Source organism: Microvirga lupini (assembly GCF_014191055.1).
Lineage (GTDB): Bacteria > Pseudomonadota > Alphaproteobacteria > Rhizobiales > Beijerinckiaceae > Microvirga > Microvirga lupini_A.
In genome coordinates this window covers 119033-134667 of the sequence record NZ_JACHWB010000008.1, presented here as the reverse complement: position 1 = coordinate 134667, position 15635 = coordinate 119033, and the positions used below count along the sequence as shown (strand labels likewise).

Genomic DNA, 15635 nt, shown 5'->3' with positions numbered 1-15635 from the left:
GAGATCGCCCGCACGATCACCGAGATGAGCCAGATCTCGACCTCGATTGCCGCCGCCATGGAGGAGCAGGGCGCGGCCACGGCCGAGATCGCCCGCAACGTGCAGGAGGCGGCGCGCGGCACCGAGGCCGTGACCGGCAGCATCGTGGACGTGCAGCAGGGCGCCGGCGAGACCACCTCGGCCGCCTCGCAGGTGCTGGGCGCCGCCCAGGAGCTCTCGCGCCACTCCTCCGACCTCTCCCGCGAGGTCTCCGAATTCCTCCAAGGCGTCAAAGCCGCTTGAGGCACCACCTGCTGTCTGAAAGAAACAAAAAGGCCCGGCAACGTTTAGCCGGGTCTTTTTCTTTGCCGCCACGCTGAAACAAGCGTGCCGCCAGTGCTTTTTGCTCCTGACGGGTCGCGATCACACTCCTCAAGGATCACCCGTCGACAAGCGCGGATCGGCATCATGCCCTTGCGGGTTCCTGACAGGCGCCGATCCTGCAAACCGATGAGCCGGGCACCCGCCCCGGCCTGAACGGATGGAGGCTCGCATCGCGATTTCGCCTGGGCTGAAGGCTCCCTCCACGATCATGCGTTGAGCGTCGAGGCATCTTCGGCTCGACATTTTCGAAGAATTGACCGGTTTACCCGGATGAACGTCGATGACGTGTGACCTCGAGTCACCGCGGGCCCCTGTCTCATAGAGAGGGGCCCGTTTGCATGGACGGGCCTGAAAAACACGAAAGGCGCCCGAAGGCGCCTTGTCGATGGATTTCCTCGTTCGAAGGAAATGGAGCGGGCGAAGGGATTCGAACCCTCGACCCCAACCTTGGCAAGGTTGTGCTCTACCCCTGAGCTACACCCGCACGCTCCGTCTCATCACTCAACTTCGGCAGGATGGTGGAGCCAGGCGGGATCGAACCGCCGACCTCTTGCATGCCATGCAAGCGCTCTCCCAGCTGAGCTATGGCCCCCTGCCCTTCCTTCCCGATCTCCAGCGATGCTTACCGCCAAGGATGGGAATGGTGCCGCAAGAGGGATTCGAACCCCCGACCCCCTCATTACGAATGAGGTGCTCTACCAGCTGAGCTATTGCGGCATCGCAAATGTTGCGATCCGAGAGGCCGCCCTCTTACCCCCTCGTCCGGCGCTTGGCAAGGGCAGGCAAGGCGGGAATGGCCTTACCAGACCGAAAAAACGCTGCGGCGCGCGACCGCCTCTTCCTTCGGCTTCGGGACGTCCGGAGGCGTGGCCGGGAAGACCACGGGCTCCGGTGGCGGCAGGGGCGCTTCTCCTTTCACGGGCTCCTCGGAATTCAAAGCCGCCATCAGTTCGCTCTTCAGAACGTCCTCATTCGGCTCAAGGGGCGGCTCGCTCGGGGCAGCAGGCTCGGGGACAGGCTCAGGTGCCAGCACGACAGGCAATGGCTTCGGCGCATCATCGAGATCCGCCGTCACATCGTCGTGCAGGTTCAGTTCGGGAGCGACCAGCACCTCCGGCGGCGCCTGCCAGACGAAGGCATCGAGGCGACCGGTGACGGGCGAGATCGGCAGCCAGTGATCGGACACGACCCCGTCGGCGATCCAGGCCGGATCCCGCGGCGCGCGGGTGGCGCGGGCGAGCCATTCGCGGCCCCGGCCCGTGGAGCCGTGCTCGGCCTGCTCCAGGTCGGACATCAGCAGGCAGACCCGCATGCTCGGCCTCTCCTGCAGCAGCGGCTCCAGGGCCTCGCGGGCGCGGGCGAACTCGCGCGCCTCGAGAGCCGCGCGGGCCACAGCGAGCCGCCCTTCCGGCGCGCCGCCGGAGAGTCTCATGAGGGTATCGGCGCGCTTCAACCGGTCGAGCCCGGAATCGCCCGGGCGCAGGTTGAGATAGACGTCTGCCAGATCAGGATGCGGCAGGCCGCGCCAAGCCGCTTCCACCACCTTGGCACTTTTACGCAGATCGCCTTTGCGCGACAGGAGGCGACCGGCCATTGCGGCGGCCGGCACGAGATCAGGCGCGAGCTTCACTGCGTCCTGGGCGCTTCTGAGGGCCCCATCGGGATCGTGATCGACCCGCTCCAGGGCATCGGCCGTGAGCAGGACGGCCCGATGGCGCTTGGCCGTGGCCTTGTTCAGAAGACCGAGGGAGGCCCGCCGCTCGACCGCCTCCAGGGCCCCGCGCCAGTCGTGATCGGCGCAGCGCGCCTCGAGAACCGCATCGCTCGCCCAGGCGGCGGCAGGCGCCAGACGCACCGCCTCCGAGGCGTATTGCTGAGCGGCTCCCGTGTCGCCCCGGCGCCGCGCCTCGACGAAGAGGCCGCGCAGGCCGAGCACCCGGGTCTCGTCCTCCTCCATCATCTGGCTGAAGGCGGCCTCGGCCGCCTCGCGGTTGCCGGAGACCTGGGCCGCCTGGGCCTTGAGCAGCAGCGTCAGGGGCTCGCGGCCGAGCAGACGCTCGGCCTCGTTGGCATAGCGCCGGGCCGCGATGGTGTCGCCCGCCCCCACGGCCACCATGCCGCGGGAAATGGCCTGGTAGCCCCGGGAGCGGCGGCGCGCCCGCGACGCGAAGGTCAGGCGGGAGGGCAGATGCAGGAGGCCGGACACCAGGGACCAGAGCAGCGCCAGGAAGAGCGCGAGGGCCACGAGCGCGATAGCGGCGACCGCGACCGACATCTGGATTTCGTAGCCAGCGAAGGTGATCAGAACCGTGCCCGGCCGGTCGGCCAGCCAGACCGCGCCGAAGGCCGCGACGCAGAGGAGACCGATGAAGACTAAAGCGCGCCACATGCTGGGCTGATCCTTTTCTTACTGCGTCGTACGGTTGAGGGTGGCGAGGGCATCCGTGCTGATGGCTTGAGCCGCCCGATGCGCCTCGGCGACGGCTTTGACCTGCCGGCCCCAGTCCTCGGATTGCCGTCGCGACGGCTCCGGCAGGGCATCCCAGGCGGCCGCCGCCTCCACCACGTCGCCGCGCTCGAGGGCCTGCCTGATGCGGGTGACGAGGGCGGAAACGCCGCTGCCGCCCGGTTCGCTCACGGGCCTGACCGTCACCACCCTGTCGGCCATGCGCAGGATGCGGTCGGTCCAGCCCTCGGCCGGGCCGCGGCTCTCGCGCAGGATCGCCGTCTCGACCGGCTCGAAGCTCCGGGCAAGTTCCGCCGGGGTCGGGGCGCCCTCCTGGGCGAAAGGCTCGAGAGGTGCCACCCGCCCCGGATCGGTACCGGCCTTCTTCACGCCGTCGAGCACCTCGGCATAGGGCGTACCGCTCTGCAGGGCGTCGTTCAGACGTCCTGCCAGCACCACACGGGTGCCGGTCTGGCTTGCCGTTGCGGCATTCTTCGTGTTCTCGGCCGCCTGCTGGGACAGGGCGGCGAGGCGCTGCTCCTGCTCGCCAAAGCGACGGTCCGCGTCGGCAAAGCGCCTGTTGCTTTCGGTCAGCTGGCGGTCGAGATCGGCGAGGCGCCGGTCGGTGTCCTGGAAGCGCTGCTCACGCTCGCCGAAGCGGCGATCGAGGTCTGCCAGACGGCGGTCGAGTTCCTGCGAGGCATTCGCCGCGTTCGTGGCGTTCTGGGCATTCGCCCGCAGCTGCTCGTCGAGCGCCCCGAGGCGGGTGGAGAGATCGGCGAGCGCCGCCTCGGTCTCGGGAGCAGCCTGAGGCTGAGCCGCCTCCGGCGCGGGACGGTTCAGGGCCTCCTGGGCCTGAGACACCGCCTTCTGGGCCGTGTCCTGGATTCCCTGAAGCCGCTGGTCGAGTTCGCCCCTGGCGGTCTCGAGCGCCTGGATCCGCTCTTCCAGGGCCTGGGTGCCACCCTGCGGCTGGCCGGCGGGCGGCGGCTGCTGGCGCAGCGCATTCACGCGCTGCTCGAGCTGGGCGATCCGGGGATCGTCCTGGGCGGGAGAAGCCCCCTGCCAGGTCTGCAGTCCATAGACGAGACCTGCGCCGACGAGGCCGCCGAGAAGACCGGATCCGATCAGGGCTCCGGCGGAGCTGCGGCGCTCGGGAGCAGGCGGTGGAGGTACGGGGTCTGCGCGCGTTTCCGAACTGGAAGATTCCCCGGAAGATTCCTGGAAGGGGGTGCCGCTTGAAGAGGTATCCTGCCCTGCCATTTGCTCGAGGGAGACCTCCGAGGGGAGCGTATCGGTGCCCACGCCCGAATCAAGCGTGGCCTCCGGGGATGCGACCACATCCTCGGCCGGGGGTTCGCTGCCGCTGGCGATGGTCTCGTCTGCCTGCGCGCCTGTTCCCGAATCAGCCGCCGGGGTCTCCTCGCCGACAGTGCCCTGCCCAATGGTGTCCTGCCCAAGGGTCTCCTGCCTAAGAGTGCTCTCGCCGGCGGCTTCCGGAGCAGCGGCCGCGGGGTCGGGCCGAGCGCTACCGTCGTCGATCACGAAGGCCTTCAGGTCGATGGTGGCCGGCTCACGCGAGGGCTTCTTGCGGGAGGATTTCGAGCGTCGGGGATCAGATGAATCGGTCACGGGTCTCTCTTGCAGGGTCGCCAGGGAAAGATTTCTCTGGGGCGAGGTCTTCAAAAGGGCAGTGTGATAGGCAATTGAGGCAAGCTTGGGCGCAGAATTTCGTTCCCTCAAGAGCCGGTGATTGTCCAAGAGGTAATCGTCCAGGAACGGCGGACCCGTGGGACCATGATTCTCTCCTCATGACGAAGATCCCCGGCGGGGATCGTAGCCGAAGCCACGGCGAAGGTCATGGGACCCTGTCGAGAAGCCTCAGCAGCGCTTCTTCCGATGGCTCCTCCGCAACCAGGGTGGCGGCGCCTGCCGATCGTAACGGCGCGGCCACGTCGGCCGACAGGCAGAGATGGGGAAAGCCCAGAAGTCTCGATGCCAGACCTGCCTCCCCGGCCAGCCGGATGACGAGATCCGCGCTCCTTCGGGAATAATGGAGCGCGGCGCCGATTTGGCCAGAGCGCAGGGCCGCGGCGGCGCTGTCCGGCAGCCTCTCGACGGCCTGGGCTTCGTATGCTTCCCATTGCAGGATCGTGAAGCCGGCAGCCCGCAGGGACAGGGCCGGCTCCTCCTTGTGATGGCGCGCCGTCACGTGGAGCAGGGTCGGGCCGGGCGCCAAGGTGCCGCGAATCAGCCGCACCAGGGAGACCGCATCGCCCTCCGCCACGGTGATGTCGGAAAAGCCTGCTGCGCGGAGCGGCTCAGCGGTGCGCTCGCCCACGGCGAAGACCGGCTTCAATCGGTCGAGAGCCGCCAAGGCCGCCTCCGCATGGGCACTGGTGACGATCAGGGCATCGTAAGGCTCCGAGGGCATCGGATCGCCGGTCGGCAGGATCCGAGTGACAGGAGCGATACATGCCTCGTGGCCGCGGGCGATGAGCTTCTCCGCCGTGCGCGCAGCGTCCTCGGGGGAGCGGGTGACGAGGAACCGCATCAGGCTTTGAGGAAGTCGGGCGGCATGCTGGCGCGTAGCTCGCTGCCGGCATCGCGCCCAAGCGCCACCGCATCATCCGGCGAGCCGCGGCGCACGGCCTCCAAGCTCTCCGAGCCGTCGGGGCGCAGCACGAGGCCGCGGAACTCGAGTTCGCCGCCGATGAGCCGCGCGTGACCCGCGATGGGCGTGCGGCAGGAGCCGTCGAGGATGGTCAGAAAAGCCCGCTCGGCCGCAAGCGCCTGGGCGGTCGGTATGTCGAGAATGGCTTGAAGCGCCGCGCGCACCCGCTCGTCCTCGGCCCGGATCGCGATGGCGATGGCCCCCTGCCCGACGGCGGGCAAAAAGTCGTCCGTTTCCAGAGTCGTGGTCACATGGTCGGTGAGCCCGAGGCGGCGCAGGCCCGCCATGGCGAGGAGCGTCGCATCGACCTCGCCGCGTTCGAGTTTCGCCAGACGGGTCTGCACGTTACCGCGCAGGAGCGTGACCTGGAGATCCGGCCGCAGGCGCCGGATCTGAGCCTGGCGCCTCAACGAGGCCGAGCCCACGACCGCGCCCTGCGGCAGATCTCGGATGCTCTTGAAGCGGTGGCTGATGAAGGCGTCGCGCACGTCTTCGCGCGGCAGGAAGCCGGCGATCACGATGCCCTCCGGCAGGGTCGTCGGCAGGTCCTTGGCCGAATGGACCGCGAGATCGATGGAGCCTTCCAGCAGCGCGATGTCGAGCTCCTTGGTGAAGAGCCCCTTGCCGCCGGCCTCCGAGAGCGGCCGGTCCTGAATGGCATCGCCCGTGGTCTTGATGATCGACAGGGGCAGGTGCTCCACGGTCCAGCCATCCCCGGTCGAGCCATGGGCGGCGACCAGCCTGTCTTGCGTCTCGTGGGCCTGTGCGAGCGCCAGGGGGCTGCCTCGCGTACCGATGACCAGGGTGGGTGAAGAGGCCATTCCTGCCGTGAACTCCTGTCTTGAACGATCTGCGTTTGATCTTGTGCGGCGCGGCGGACTATAGGGGGAGGAGCGCCGGGCCGAAACCCCGGACAACACCTTAAATCGAGCAGCCATCGACCATGCGCATTCTAGGCATCGAGACCACCTGCGACGAGACCGCGGCCGCCGTGGTCGGCGTCGGCTTCGACGGGCGGGGCGAAATCCTGTCCAACGAGGTGCTGAGTCAGATCGCCGAGCACGCCCGCTATGGCGGCGTGGTGCCGGAGATCGCGGCGCGCGCCCATGTGGAGGTGATCGACCGCCTGATCGCCCGTGCCCTCAAGACCGCGAACTGCACGGTGAAGGACATCGACGGCATCGCGGTGGCGGCTGGCCCCGGCCTCATCGGCGGCGTGCTGGTGGGGCTCACCACGGCCAAAGCCATCGCGCTCGTGACCCGCAAACCCCTGATGGCGGTGAACCATCTCGAAGCGCATGCGCTCACCGCGCGGCTCACCGATGGTATCGGCTTCCCGTACTTGCTGCTGCTCGCCTCCGGCGGCCACACCCAGCTCGTGGCGGTGCGCGGCGTCGGCGATTACGTGCGCCTCGGCACCACCATCGACGACGCCATCGGCGAGGCCTTCGACAAGGTCGCCAAGATGCTGGGGCTGCCCTATCCCGGCGGCCCGCATGTGGAGCGCGAGGCCGCGAAAGGGAACCCTGAGCGCTTCGCCTTCCCGCGCCCGATGCAGGGCCGGAAGGAGCCGAACTTTTCGCTGTCGGGCCTCAAAACGGCGGTCAGGATCGAAGCGGAAAAGATCGCGCCGCTCACCGCCAGCGACATCGCGGATCTCTGCGCCAGCTTCCAGGCCGCCATCGTGGACGTGGTGGTGGACCGCACCCGCGTGGGCCTGCGCGCCTTCCGGGAGATCGCCGGCCATCCGGCGGCCCTCGTGGTGGCGGGCGGCGTCGCGGCGAACCAAGGCATGCGCCAGGGCCTGCAGCGGCTCGCGGTCGAAGCCGGGCTCAAGCTCGTGGCGCCGCCCGTGAATCTGTGCGGCGACAACGGCGCCATGATCGCCTGGGCGGGCCTCGAGCGCATGCGGCTCGGCCTCATCGACGACATCGGGGCGCCTGCCCGCGCCCGCTGGCCCCTCGACACCAGCCGCGACGAGGCGGGAGCGAAGGCCTAACATGACGCTTCTGAGAAGCGGGTCTACCAACCTCTCACCTCATCCTGAGGAACAGCGCAGCTGCGTCTCGAAGGATCATCCAGAGAGCACTGGAGCCTCCTTCGAGACGGCGCTATCGCGCCTCCTCAGGATGAGGTTAGAGGGTGAAAATCCCGACAAGGCATGCTTCTCATGACGGTACCAAGTCAAACCATCGGCATTGCCGGCGCCGGCGCCTGGGGAACGGCGCTCGCCAATGCGGCCGCCGCTGCGGGCAACGACGTGGTGCTGTGGATGCGCTCGGCTGAGCAGGCAGATGCGCTGGCAGCCACGCGCACGAATGAGCGCTGCCTGCCGGGCATTGCACTGCACGAGCGCATCACGCCGACTGCCGATCTGAGCGAGCTTGCCGCGTCCCGCGCCGTTCTCCTCGTCACGCCTGCGCAGACCACGCGGGAGGTGACCGCAGCCCTTGCCTCCGTTCTGCCCGTGGCAGCGCCGCTGGTGCTCTGCGCCAAGGGCATCGAGCGTGGGAGCGGGGCTTTTCTCTGCGACGTGGTCAAGGAGGAGCGCCCCGGCGCGCCCGTGGCCGTGCTGTCGGGTCCGAGCTTCGCCCATGACGTGGCCCGCGGCCTGCCCACCGCCGTGACGCTGGCCTGCCGCGATGCGGGGTTGGCCGAAGAGTTGGCCAATGCTCTCTCCGGCCCGACGTTTCGCGTCTATCATCGCGGCGACGTGCGCGGCGTCGAGATTGGGGGCGCGGCCAAGAACGTGCTGGCCATCGCCTGCGGGGCCGTGGCTGGCCGGGGGCTGGGCGAGAGCGCCAAGGCGGCGCTGATCGCCCGTGGCTTCGCCGAACTCCTGCGTTTTGCCCGCGCCTATGACGGAGAGCCCGAGACCCTCATGGGCCTCTCCGGCCTCGGCGATCTGGTGCTCACCTGCTCCACGGCGCAGTCGCGCAACTTCGCCTTCGGCCAGCGCCTCGGCCAGGGCCTCAGCGTGGAGGAAGCCGCCGGCGGCAAGCTGGTGGAAGGCGCGACGACCGCGAGCGCCCTCGTGGCGCTGGCGCGCGCAAAAAACATCGACATGCCGATTGCCGAGGCCGTCGAGCAGATCCTGTCCGGCGCATGGACTCTCGACCAGGCGGTCGATGCGCTGATGAACCGTCCGATCAAATCCGAACACTGAGTAGCGAGTCGAAGAACCATGGCCCACTGGCTCTACAAGTCCGAACCCTCCGTCTGGTCCTGGGACCAGCAGGTCGCGGAAGGCGCGAAAGGCACCCACTGGAACGGCGTGCGCAACCATGTCGCCAAGCAGAACCTGATGGCCATGAAGGTGGGCGAGCAGGGATTCTTCTATCACTCGAACGAAGGCAAGGCTGTGGTCGGCATCGTCGAGGTGACCCGCGAATACTACCCCGACCACACGGACGAGACCGGCAAGTTCGGCATGGTGGACATCAAGGCCGTGAAGGCTTTTCCGAAGCCTGTGACCCTCGACGACATCAAGAAGGAGCCCGGGCTCGAGAAGATGATTCTGGTCAACAATTCCCGCCTGTCGGTGCAGCCGGTGACGGACGAGGAATGGGCCATCGTGTGCCGGATGGGCGGGCTCTAAGTCATCATCCGAAGGACAACCTAGATATCTAGTAATTTCGCTTTAAACGCTGCCTTACTAGAAGGTACATTTTCTTCATTTGGATTGCTGATATCAGTAAAAACAAAACAACTATCGGGTATGCAATTGGGATCCAGACATAAATAAGCTCCCATTTTCTGCCATTGCGTCGATAGTGAGCGACAAAATCTCCTTCGTGCGTGATGAATAGGCAAAAGGCCGCGAGTCCCAAACAAAAGAGCAATATCAGGAACTCGTATCCTAATCCGTGGATGAGCCGGCGCTTTTGCTCCTGCGAATTGAAGATGAAGTAGCCCAAGTCGATTTTCCGAACCACAGACACAGCTACGAAGGCCGTGACGGCGCCAATCAGGACGGATGCACTCCATCCGATCAGCAAATACTCGGCGCCATAGCGCAAATTTGTCGTAAAGCCATAATTGATGAAACGCCATAAATTCGGATTAAGATTGTAAAGCGCCGGCATAAGATAAGCGTCAACGATTGGGTTGAAGCTGCTTACCTTCCCTCTCAAGACCAGCGAAATGAAAAAAGACACCGGAACTGCGCAGAACATCAGAAGCGCAAGCAGAGCGAATTTTCTACTCGCCGATTTCGCTCGCGCTACTTCGGTTTCGGTGAGCTTAACCGAGAATAGGTCTTCCATCGTGCTCAAACTCAAAATGCATGTTTGTTTATAACATGTAACATTCTTTATCCTGCAATCCATCCCTTCCCCAAAATGACCAGCGACCAAAGTCCGATCCCGGCCCCGCTTGCCCCACCCCTGGCTCTTTCCGTACATCTAGCGCTAAATTTATCCCGCAAGCGTCTGGGAGAAGCGCCATGGAAGAGAAGATCTACGACGTGCCGTCCGAGTGGACCCACCGCGCCTATCTGGACGAGGCGGGCTACCGGGCCAAGTACGAGGCGTCCATCAAGGACCCGGAGGCCTTCTGGGGCGAGGAAGCCAAGCGCATCCACTGGTTCAAGGCGCCGACCCGGATCAAGAACACCAATTTCGGCCCCGACAACGTGGCGATCCGCTGGTTCGAGGACGGGGTCACCAACGTGGCCTATAACTGCGTCGACCGGCACCTCCACACCCGGGGCGATCAGGTGGCCATCATCTGGGAAGGCGACGATCCGTCCGAGTCGAAAAAGATCACCTACCGCGAGCTCGCCGCGGAAGTGAACCGCATGGCCAACATCATGCGCAACCGCGGCGTCGCCAAGGGCGACCGCGTCACGATCTACATGCCGATGATTCCGGAAGCGGCTTACGCCATGCTGGCCTGCGCGCGGCTCGGCGCCATCCACTCGGTGGTGTTCGGCGGCTTCTCGCCCGATTCGCTCGCCAGCCGCATCCAGGATGCGAAATCCGCCTTCATCGTCACGGCCGACGAGGGCCTGCGCGGCGGCCGAAAAGTGCCGCTCAAAGTCAACGTGGACGCGGCGCTCGAGCGCGTCGGCGCGGGCGTGGTCGATCACGTGCTGGTGGTGCGCCGCACGGGCTCGGCCGTGAACATGCTGCCGGGCCGCGACGTCTATTACGACGAGGCGGCGGAGCTCGTTTCCGACGAGTGCCCCTACGAGGAGATGAACGCCGAGGATCCTCTGTTCATCCTCTACACCTCGGGCTCGACCGGCACCCCGAAGGGCGTGCTGCACACCACGGGCGGCTATCTCGTCCATGCGGCGATGACGCATCAATACGTGTTCGACTACCACGATGGCGACATCTACTGGTGCACGGCCGACGTGGGCTGGGTGACGGGCCATTCCTACATCCTCTACGGACCGCTGGCGAACGGCGCCACCACGCTGATGTTCGAGGGCGTGCCCACCTATCCGTCGATCTCCCGTTTCTGGGAGGTGATCGACAAGCACGGGGTCAACATCTTCTACACCGCACCGACCGCCATCCGCTCGCTCATGCAGGCGGGTGAGGAGCCGGTGAAGAAAACGTCGCGCAAGTCGCTGCGCCTGCTCGGCTCCGTGGGCGAACCGATCAATCCGGAAGCCTGGGAATGGTATCACCGCGTGGTGGGCGACAGCCGCTGCCCCATCGTGGACACCTGGTGGCAGACGGAAACCGGCGGCATCCTGATCTCGCCGCTGCCCGGCGCCACCAAGCTGAAACCCGGTTCCGCCACAAAACCCTTCTTCGGCGTGAAGCCGCAGGTGGTGGATGCGGAAGGCAACGTGCTGGAAGGCGCGGCCGAGGGCAATCTCGTGATCGCCGATTCCTGGCCCGGCCAGATGCGCACGGTCTACGGCGACCACGAGCGCTTCGTGCAGACCTACTTCTCCACCTATCCGGGCAAGTATTTCACCGGCGACGGCTGCCGGCGGGATGCGGACGGCTATTACTGGATCACCGGCCGCGTGGACGACGTGATCAACGTGTCCGGCCACCGCATGGGCACGGCGGAAGTCGAGTCGGCGCTCGTGGCGCATCCGAAGGTGTCGGAAGCGGCCGTCGTGGGCTATCCGCACGACATCAAGGGCCAGGGCATCTACGCCTACGTGACCCTGATGGCGGGCGAAGAGCCCTCGGAGGAGCTGCGCAAGGAGCTGGTGGCCTGGGTGCGCAAGGAGATCGGCCCCATCGCGTCGCCCGACCTGATCCAGTTCGCGCCGGGCCTGCCGAAGACGCGCTCGGGCAAGATCATGCGCCGCATCCTGCGCAAGATCGCCGAGGACGAGTTCGGCTCGCTCGGCGACACCTCGACGCTCGCCGATCCCGGCGTGGTCGATGATCTCATCACGAACAGGCAGAACAAGCGCACGCAGGCAGCGTGATTAAGACCTAAAACCTCATTCCAAAACTCCTCGTCATGGCCGGGCTCGTCCCGGCCATCCACGTCTTGAGAACAGCAGCGTTGCAAGACATGGATCCCCGGAACAAGCCCAGGGATGACGTGAGAGAGTGTCAGGACGAGAGGTGTCATTCCCGGCCGGAGCGCAGCGGAGGGGAAGGGAATCCATAGCGCTGAGCGTAGAAGTGTATCCCCTTCCCTCGCTACGCTCGCCGGGGATGACAGCGATGATGTTTTCGCCATCCTAGGAACCGTAGCCTTATCTCTCGCGTCTCACCTTCACTGTTTTCCGCAGGAGGGTTCGAGACATGCGCATCCTGGCCGCCACCGCCATCATCGGCATCGCCATCACCACAGCAGCATCCGCCCGCGAGGTCGTGCCGTTCCAGGCCGGCGTGTCGCCCGGCACCATCGTGATCAAGACGGGTGAGCGGCGGCTTTATTACGTGCGCGGCGACGGCACGGCCCTTCGCTACCGGGTGGCCGTGGGCAAGCCCGGCAAGCAATGGTTCGGCGAGGCGCGGATCGACGGCAAGTATGTGCGCCCAGCCTGGTCGCCGCCTGCGGAGGTGAAGCGCGACAACCCGCGCCTGCCCGACGTGATCCCCGGCGGCGCGCCGAACAATCCCATGGGCGCACGGGCGCTGACCCTCAACCTCGATGAATACGCCATCCACGGCACCAACCGCCCTGCCTCCATCGGCACCTACGCGTCCTACGGCTGCATCCGCATGCTCAACGAGGATATCGTGGATCTCTACGATCAGGTGAACGTGGGCACGCGGGTGGTGGTGGTGCCGTAAACCGAGAAGACTGTTCGAGGCGTCGTCCTTTCACCATCGCGACCTCATCCTGAGGAGGATTGCGTGAGCAATCCGTCTCGAAGGAGCTTCCAGAGAGCACTGGAGCCTCCTTCGAGACGCCGCTTGCAGCGGCTCCTCAGGATGAGGTGAGAGTTTTATGATGAATGCGGCTCATACAAATCCGCCCGCGTCGGCGGCAGGCCTGATGCCCCGCGGGTGCGTTTGGAGGCAAGCGTCTGGTTCACGCCCACCGCCCCGCGCTCGAAGGCGAGCGAGCAGCCCGCGAGGTAGAGCAGCCACATGCGCGTTTTCTCCGGCCCGACCAGAGTTTCCGCCTCCTTGCGGCGGGCGTTGAGATTCTCCCACCAGAGTCTCGTCGTCCGCTGGTAATGCTCGCGCCAGGCCTCCACGTCGTGCACCTCGAAGCCGTAGCGTTCCAGGTTGGAGACCGACATGCCGAGATGATCGAGTTCGCCGCCGGGGAAGATGTAGCGGGTGAGCGCCTTGTATTCCGGCTTGAGCTTGCGGAACGCCCGCTCGCTCTTCTTGGCGCGGCGCGCGATGGTGTGGTGGAGATACAGGCCCCGCGGGCGCAGCAGGCGATGCACGGCGCTGAAATAGGACGGGTAATTGGCGATCCCTACCTGCTCGAACATGCCGATGGAGGAGATCTTGTCGAACTCTCCCTCAATTTGGGTGAAATCTTGCAGCAGCACCTCGACGCGGTCTTGCAACCCGAGCCCCGCGATCTTCTCGCGGGCGAGCTTCGCCTGTTCTTCTGCCAGCGTCACGCCTGTCGCCTTCACGCCGTAGTGCTGCGCGGCATGGCAGATGAGGGCGCCCCAGCCGCAGCCGATGTCGAGCAGGCGCTCACCCGGCTTCAGCCGCAGCTTGCAGCAGATCATGTCGAGCTTGTCGCGTTGCGCCCGGGCGATATCGTCGTGCCAGTCCGGCTGGAAGTAGGCGCAGGTATAGACCATCTCTGGGTCGAGGAAGAGTTGATAGAACTCGTTCGATACGTCGTAATGATAGGCAACGTTGGCCTTGTTCGTGGACGGCTTGCCGTCGCGGGCATCGGGGTTCTTCGCCACGCGGGCCAGCGGGCGCGGCATGTCGGCGGGGGCGCGCAGGAAATGATAGGCGGCCCTCAGGGCCTTGGCCTTGCTCACCGCTTTCAGCCGACGCCCGACTTTCTGCGGGCGCTGGTCGGCGAGGTCGAAGATGGTGCCGTTCTTCAGGTCGAGCAGGCCGGCCACATAGGCGTTGAGCATCGTGTCGAGGTTGGGCCGGCGCAGAAGGGCCGCGATCACGCTCTCGCGCCGGATCACGAGGCGCATAGCGTAGGACGGCAGGTCCGCCGGGATCATCGAGCCGTCCCACAACTCAAAGCCGAACTGCAGGTCGAGCGCGCGATGCGCGTCGCTCAACAGCTCCCGAAAAAGCTCCAGCCGTGCCGTCCCGCCCATGCTGCCCTTCCCTGCGTCAGCAGCAGGCTAGAACCGGCGATGCCGTTCCGCAACGTCGCGGCATCCATATGACGTGGATGTTTTCCCTCTCTGAACGGAGGGGCTGGGCGCTCCTTGCGGCTCTTTTCAGTCCGTCAGATCGGCCAGGTGCCGGAGCTTTTCGGGATTGCGCACGATATAGACGCCGACGATGCGGCCATCCTCGATGTCGAGGCTCGTGGTCTGGACCATGCCGTCCTGTTCGAGAGTGACGAAGCCGGGCAACCCGTTGATCAGGCCCTTGTATAGAACAGGCGGCAGCTGGCCCCCGCTCTTGCGCGCCACGCCCAGAAACAGGCCGGCGACCCTGCGGAAGCCGAAGAGCGGATTGAGGGCCGCATTCCTGATGCCACCGCCATCCGTCTGAGCCACGACGTTCTCCGCCAGGAGATTGCGCAAAGCCGTCAGGTCGCCGCCGCGCGAGGCGGCGAAGAACGCATCGCTCATGCGCTCGCCCTCCTCCCGGTCGATGGCATAGCGAGGCCGCTCGGCCCGCACGTTCCTGCGGGCGCGCGCCGCAAGCTGGCGGCAGGCGGCGGGATCCCGGTCGAGGGTCGCAGCAATTTCGTCGAAACCGAGCCCGAACACGTCGTGCAGCAGAAAGGCCGCGCGCTCCAGGGGCGACAGCCGTTCCAGCGCCATCATCAGCGTCAGTGACAGGTCCTCGGCCCTGCCCTCCTCCTGGTCCATGTCCAGAACCGGCTCGGGCAGCCAGGGGCCAATATAGGTCTCGCGCTTCACCCTGGCCGATTTCAGGATGTCGAGGCACAGGCGCGTGACGGTCTTCGACAGGAAGGCGCCCGGCTCGCGGACGGCCGAGCGGTCCGTCTGGTGCCAGCGGATATAGGCCTCCTGCACCACATCCTCGGCCTCCGCGACGGAGCCGAGCATGCGGTAGGCGAGGCGGACCAGCCCCGGCCTGAGGGGCTGGAACCGGTCCGCGGCATCGCCGTCAGGCGACCGCACGGCTGGCCTCGACCGGATGGATGGACCGGAAGCCGATGGCCAGCCGGTTCCAGGTGTTGATCGCGCCGATCATCAGGGTCAGGTTGACCTGCTCTTCAGGGGTGAAGTGCCGCTTAAGTTCCGCGTAATCCTCATCGGGAGCATGGGTCTCGGCCACGAGCGTCAGGGCTTCGGTCCAGGCGAGCGCCGCCCGCTCGCGGTCGCTGTAGAGCGGCGATTCGCGCCAGGCGCTGAGAAGGTAGAGCCGCTCTTCGGTCTCGCCGCTGGCGCGGGCATCCTTGGTGTGCATGTGGATGCAATAGGCGCAGCCGTTGATCTGCGAGGCGCGGGTTTTCACCAGCTCCAGCAGGCTGTGCTCCAGACCGCTGTTCTTGAGGGTCTTTTCGAGCTCGATCATCGGCTTCAAGGAGCCGGGAGCGACTTGGAAGGGAATCAACCGGGCTTTCATCGTCTTGGTC

General features: G+C 66.0%; 13 protein-coding genes, 3 tRNA genes and 1 pseudogene. 6 read left to right on the top strand and 11 right to left on the bottom strand.

Going from position 1 to position 15635, the window contains the following annotated elements; genetic code table 11:
- Positions 1-282, top strand: a pseudogene (locus FHR70_RS21370) (methyl-accepting chemotaxis protein); the annotation flags it as partial.
- Positions 283-772: 490 nt separating this feature from the next.
- On the opposite strand, the gene FHR70_RS21365 reads toward FHR70_RS21370, so the two are convergent.
- From FHR70_RS21365 to hemC, 7 genes are all read right to left on the bottom strand, one after another.
- A tRNA-Gly gene (locus FHR70_RS21365) sits at positions 773-847 on the bottom strand.
- Between the two features lie 32 nt (positions 848-879).
- A tRNA-Ala gene (locus FHR70_RS21360) sits at positions 880-955 on the bottom strand.
- A 49-nt stretch (positions 956-1004) separates the two neighbouring features.
- Positions 1005-1080 (bottom strand) — tRNA-Thr (locus FHR70_RS21355).
- A gap of 82 nt (positions 1081-1162) precedes the next feature.
- Complete coding sequence (locus FHR70_RS21350) at positions 1163-2752, bottom strand: heme biosynthesis protein HemY (protein ID WP_183454027.1); 1590 nt, start codon at positions 2750-2752, stop codon at positions 1163-1165.
- An 18-nt stretch (positions 2753-2770) separates the two neighbouring features.
- On the bottom strand, positions 2771-4441 hold the full coding sequence (locus FHR70_RS21345) for a hypothetical protein (protein ID WP_183454025.1): 1671 nt from the start codon (positions 4439-4441) through the stop codon (positions 2771-2773).
- Positions 4442-4667: 226 nt separating this feature from the next.
- On the bottom strand, positions 4668-5363 hold the full coding sequence (locus tag FHR70_RS21340; RefSeq protein WP_183454023.1) for a uroporphyrinogen-III synthase: 696 nt from the start codon (positions 5361-5363) through the stop codon (positions 4668-4670).
- On the bottom strand, positions 5363-6304 hold the full coding sequence (hemC, locus tag FHR70_RS21335; protein ID WP_183454021.1) for a hydroxymethylbilane synthase: 942 nt from the start codon (positions 6302-6304) through the stop codon (positions 5363-5365). Before hemC ends, FHR70_RS21340 begins: the two co-directional genes overlap by 1 nt.
- A 122-nt stretch (positions 6305-6426) precedes the next feature.
- On the opposite strand from hemC, the gene tsaD reads away from it, so the two are divergent.
- The 3 genes from tsaD to FHR70_RS21320 all read left to right on the top strand — a co-directional run bounded on the left by tsaD (position 6427) and on the right by FHR70_RS21320 (position 9081).
- Positions 6427-7482, top strand: a complete 1056-nt coding sequence (gene tsaD / locus FHR70_RS21330) for a tRNA (adenosine(37)-N6)-threonylcarbamoyltransferase complex transferase subunit TsaD (RefSeq protein ID WP_183454019.1) — start codon at positions 6427-6429, stop codon at positions 7480-7482.
- 171 nt (positions 7483-7653) lie between these two features.
- Positions 7654-8649, top strand: coding sequence for an NAD(P)H-dependent glycerol-3-phosphate dehydrogenase (locus FHR70_RS21325; RefSeq protein ID WP_183454017.1), 996 nt, complete (start codon positions 7654-7656; stop codon positions 8647-8649).
- A gap of 18 nt (positions 8650-8667) precedes the next feature.
- Positions 8668-9081 carry an EVE domain-containing protein gene (locus tag FHR70_RS21320; RefSeq protein WP_183454015.1) on the top strand — a complete coding sequence of 138 codons (414 nt, stop codon included), beginning with the start codon at positions 8668-8670 and terminating at the stop codon, positions 9079-9081.
- A gap of 28 nt (positions 9082-9109) precedes the next feature.
- Here the strand turns inward: FHR70_RS21320 and FHR70_RS21315 are convergent, their stop codons facing one another.
- Positions 9110-9748 carry a hypothetical protein gene (locus FHR70_RS21315; RefSeq protein ID WP_183454013.1) on the bottom strand — a complete coding sequence of 213 codons (639 nt, stop codon included), beginning with the start codon at positions 9746-9748 and terminating at the stop codon, positions 9110-9112.
- 179 nt (positions 9749-9927) lie between these two features.
- Here FHR70_RS21315 and acs point away from each other — a divergent pair, with 179 nt between their 5' ends.
- Positions 9928-11886 carry an acetate--CoA ligase gene (gene acs / locus FHR70_RS21310; protein ID WP_183454011.1) on the top strand — a complete coding sequence of 653 codons (1959 nt, stop codon included), beginning with the start codon at positions 9928-9930 and terminating at the stop codon, positions 11884-11886.
- Positions 11887-12211: 325 nt separating this feature from the next.
- Entirely contained in the window at positions 12212-12706 is a 495-nt protein-coding gene (locus tag FHR70_RS21305; RefSeq protein WP_183454009.1) for a L,D-transpeptidase, read from the top strand.
- A gap of 155 nt (positions 12707-12861) precedes the next feature.
- Here FHR70_RS21305 and FHR70_RS21300 read toward each other — a convergent pair whose 3' ends face one another.
- From FHR70_RS21300 to FHR70_RS21290, 3 genes are all read right to left on the bottom strand, one after another.
- Positions 12862-14172 carry a class I SAM-dependent methyltransferase gene (locus FHR70_RS21300; RefSeq protein ID WP_183454007.1) on the bottom strand — a complete coding sequence of 437 codons (1311 nt, stop codon included), beginning with the start codon at positions 14170-14172 and terminating at the stop codon, positions 12862-12864.
- Between the two features lie 126 nt (positions 14173-14298).
- The gene (locus FHR70_RS21295) at positions 14299-15177 is read right to left on the bottom strand and encodes an RNA polymerase sigma factor SigJ (protein WP_183454005.1); all 879 of its coding nucleotides are present in this window, start codon (positions 15175-15177) and stop codon (positions 14299-14301) included.
- Positions 15164-15625 (bottom strand): carboxymuconolactone decarboxylase family protein, encoded by a 462-nt coding sequence (locus FHR70_RS21290; protein ID WP_183454003.1) that lies wholly within the window; start codon positions 15623-15625, stop codon positions 15164-15166. Before FHR70_RS21290 ends, FHR70_RS21295 begins: the two co-directional genes overlap by 14 nt.
- Between the last annotated feature and the right edge of the window lie 10 nt (positions 15626-15635).

What these genes read in the sequence shown, in the direction of transcription:
- FHR70_RS21290 (WP_183454003.1), bottom strand. Translation starts at nt 15,625, where the DNA reads ATGAAAGCCCGGTTGATTCCCTTCCAAGTCGCTCCCGGCTCCTTGAAG.
- acs (WP_183454011.1), top strand. Translation starts at nt 9,928, where the DNA reads ATGGAAGAGAAGATCTACGACGTGCCGTCCGAGTGGACCCACCGCGCC.
- FHR70_RS21350 (WP_183454027.1), bottom strand. Translation starts at nt 2,752, where the DNA reads ATGTGGCGCGCTTTAGTCTTCATCGGTCTCCTCTGCGTCGCGGCCTTC.
- FHR70_RS21320 (WP_183454015.1), top strand. Translation starts at nt 8,668, where the DNA reads ATGGCCCACTGGCTCTACAAGTCCGAACCCTCCGTCTGGTCCTGGGAC.
- FHR70_RS21305 (WP_183454009.1), top strand. Translation starts at nt 12,212, where the DNA reads ATGCGCATCCTGGCCGCCACCGCCATCATCGGCATCGCCATCACCACA.
- FHR70_RS21300 (WP_183454007.1), bottom strand. Translation starts at nt 14,172, where the DNA reads ATGGGCGGGACGGCACGGCTGGAGCTTTTTCGGGAGCTGTTGAGCGAC.
- FHR70_RS21340 (WP_183454023.1), bottom strand. Translation starts at nt 5,363, where the DNA reads ATGCGGTTCCTCGTCACCCGCTCCCCCGAGGACGCTGCGCGCACGGCG.
- FHR70_RS21325 (WP_183454017.1), top strand. Translation starts at nt 7,654, where the DNA reads ATGACGGTACCAAGTCAAACCATCGGCATTGCCGGCGCCGGCGCCTGG.
- hemC (WP_183454021.1), bottom strand. Translation starts at nt 6,304, where the DNA reads ATGGCCTCTTCACCCACCCTGGTCATCGGTACGCGAGGCAGCCCCCTG.
- FHR70_RS21315 (WP_183454013.1), bottom strand. Translation starts at nt 9,748, where the DNA reads ATGGAAGACCTATTCTCGGTTAAGCTCACCGAAACCGAAGTAGCGCGA.
- tsaD (WP_183454019.1), top strand. Translation starts at nt 6,427, where the DNA reads ATGCGCATTCTAGGCATCGAGACCACCTGCGACGAGACCGCGGCCGCC.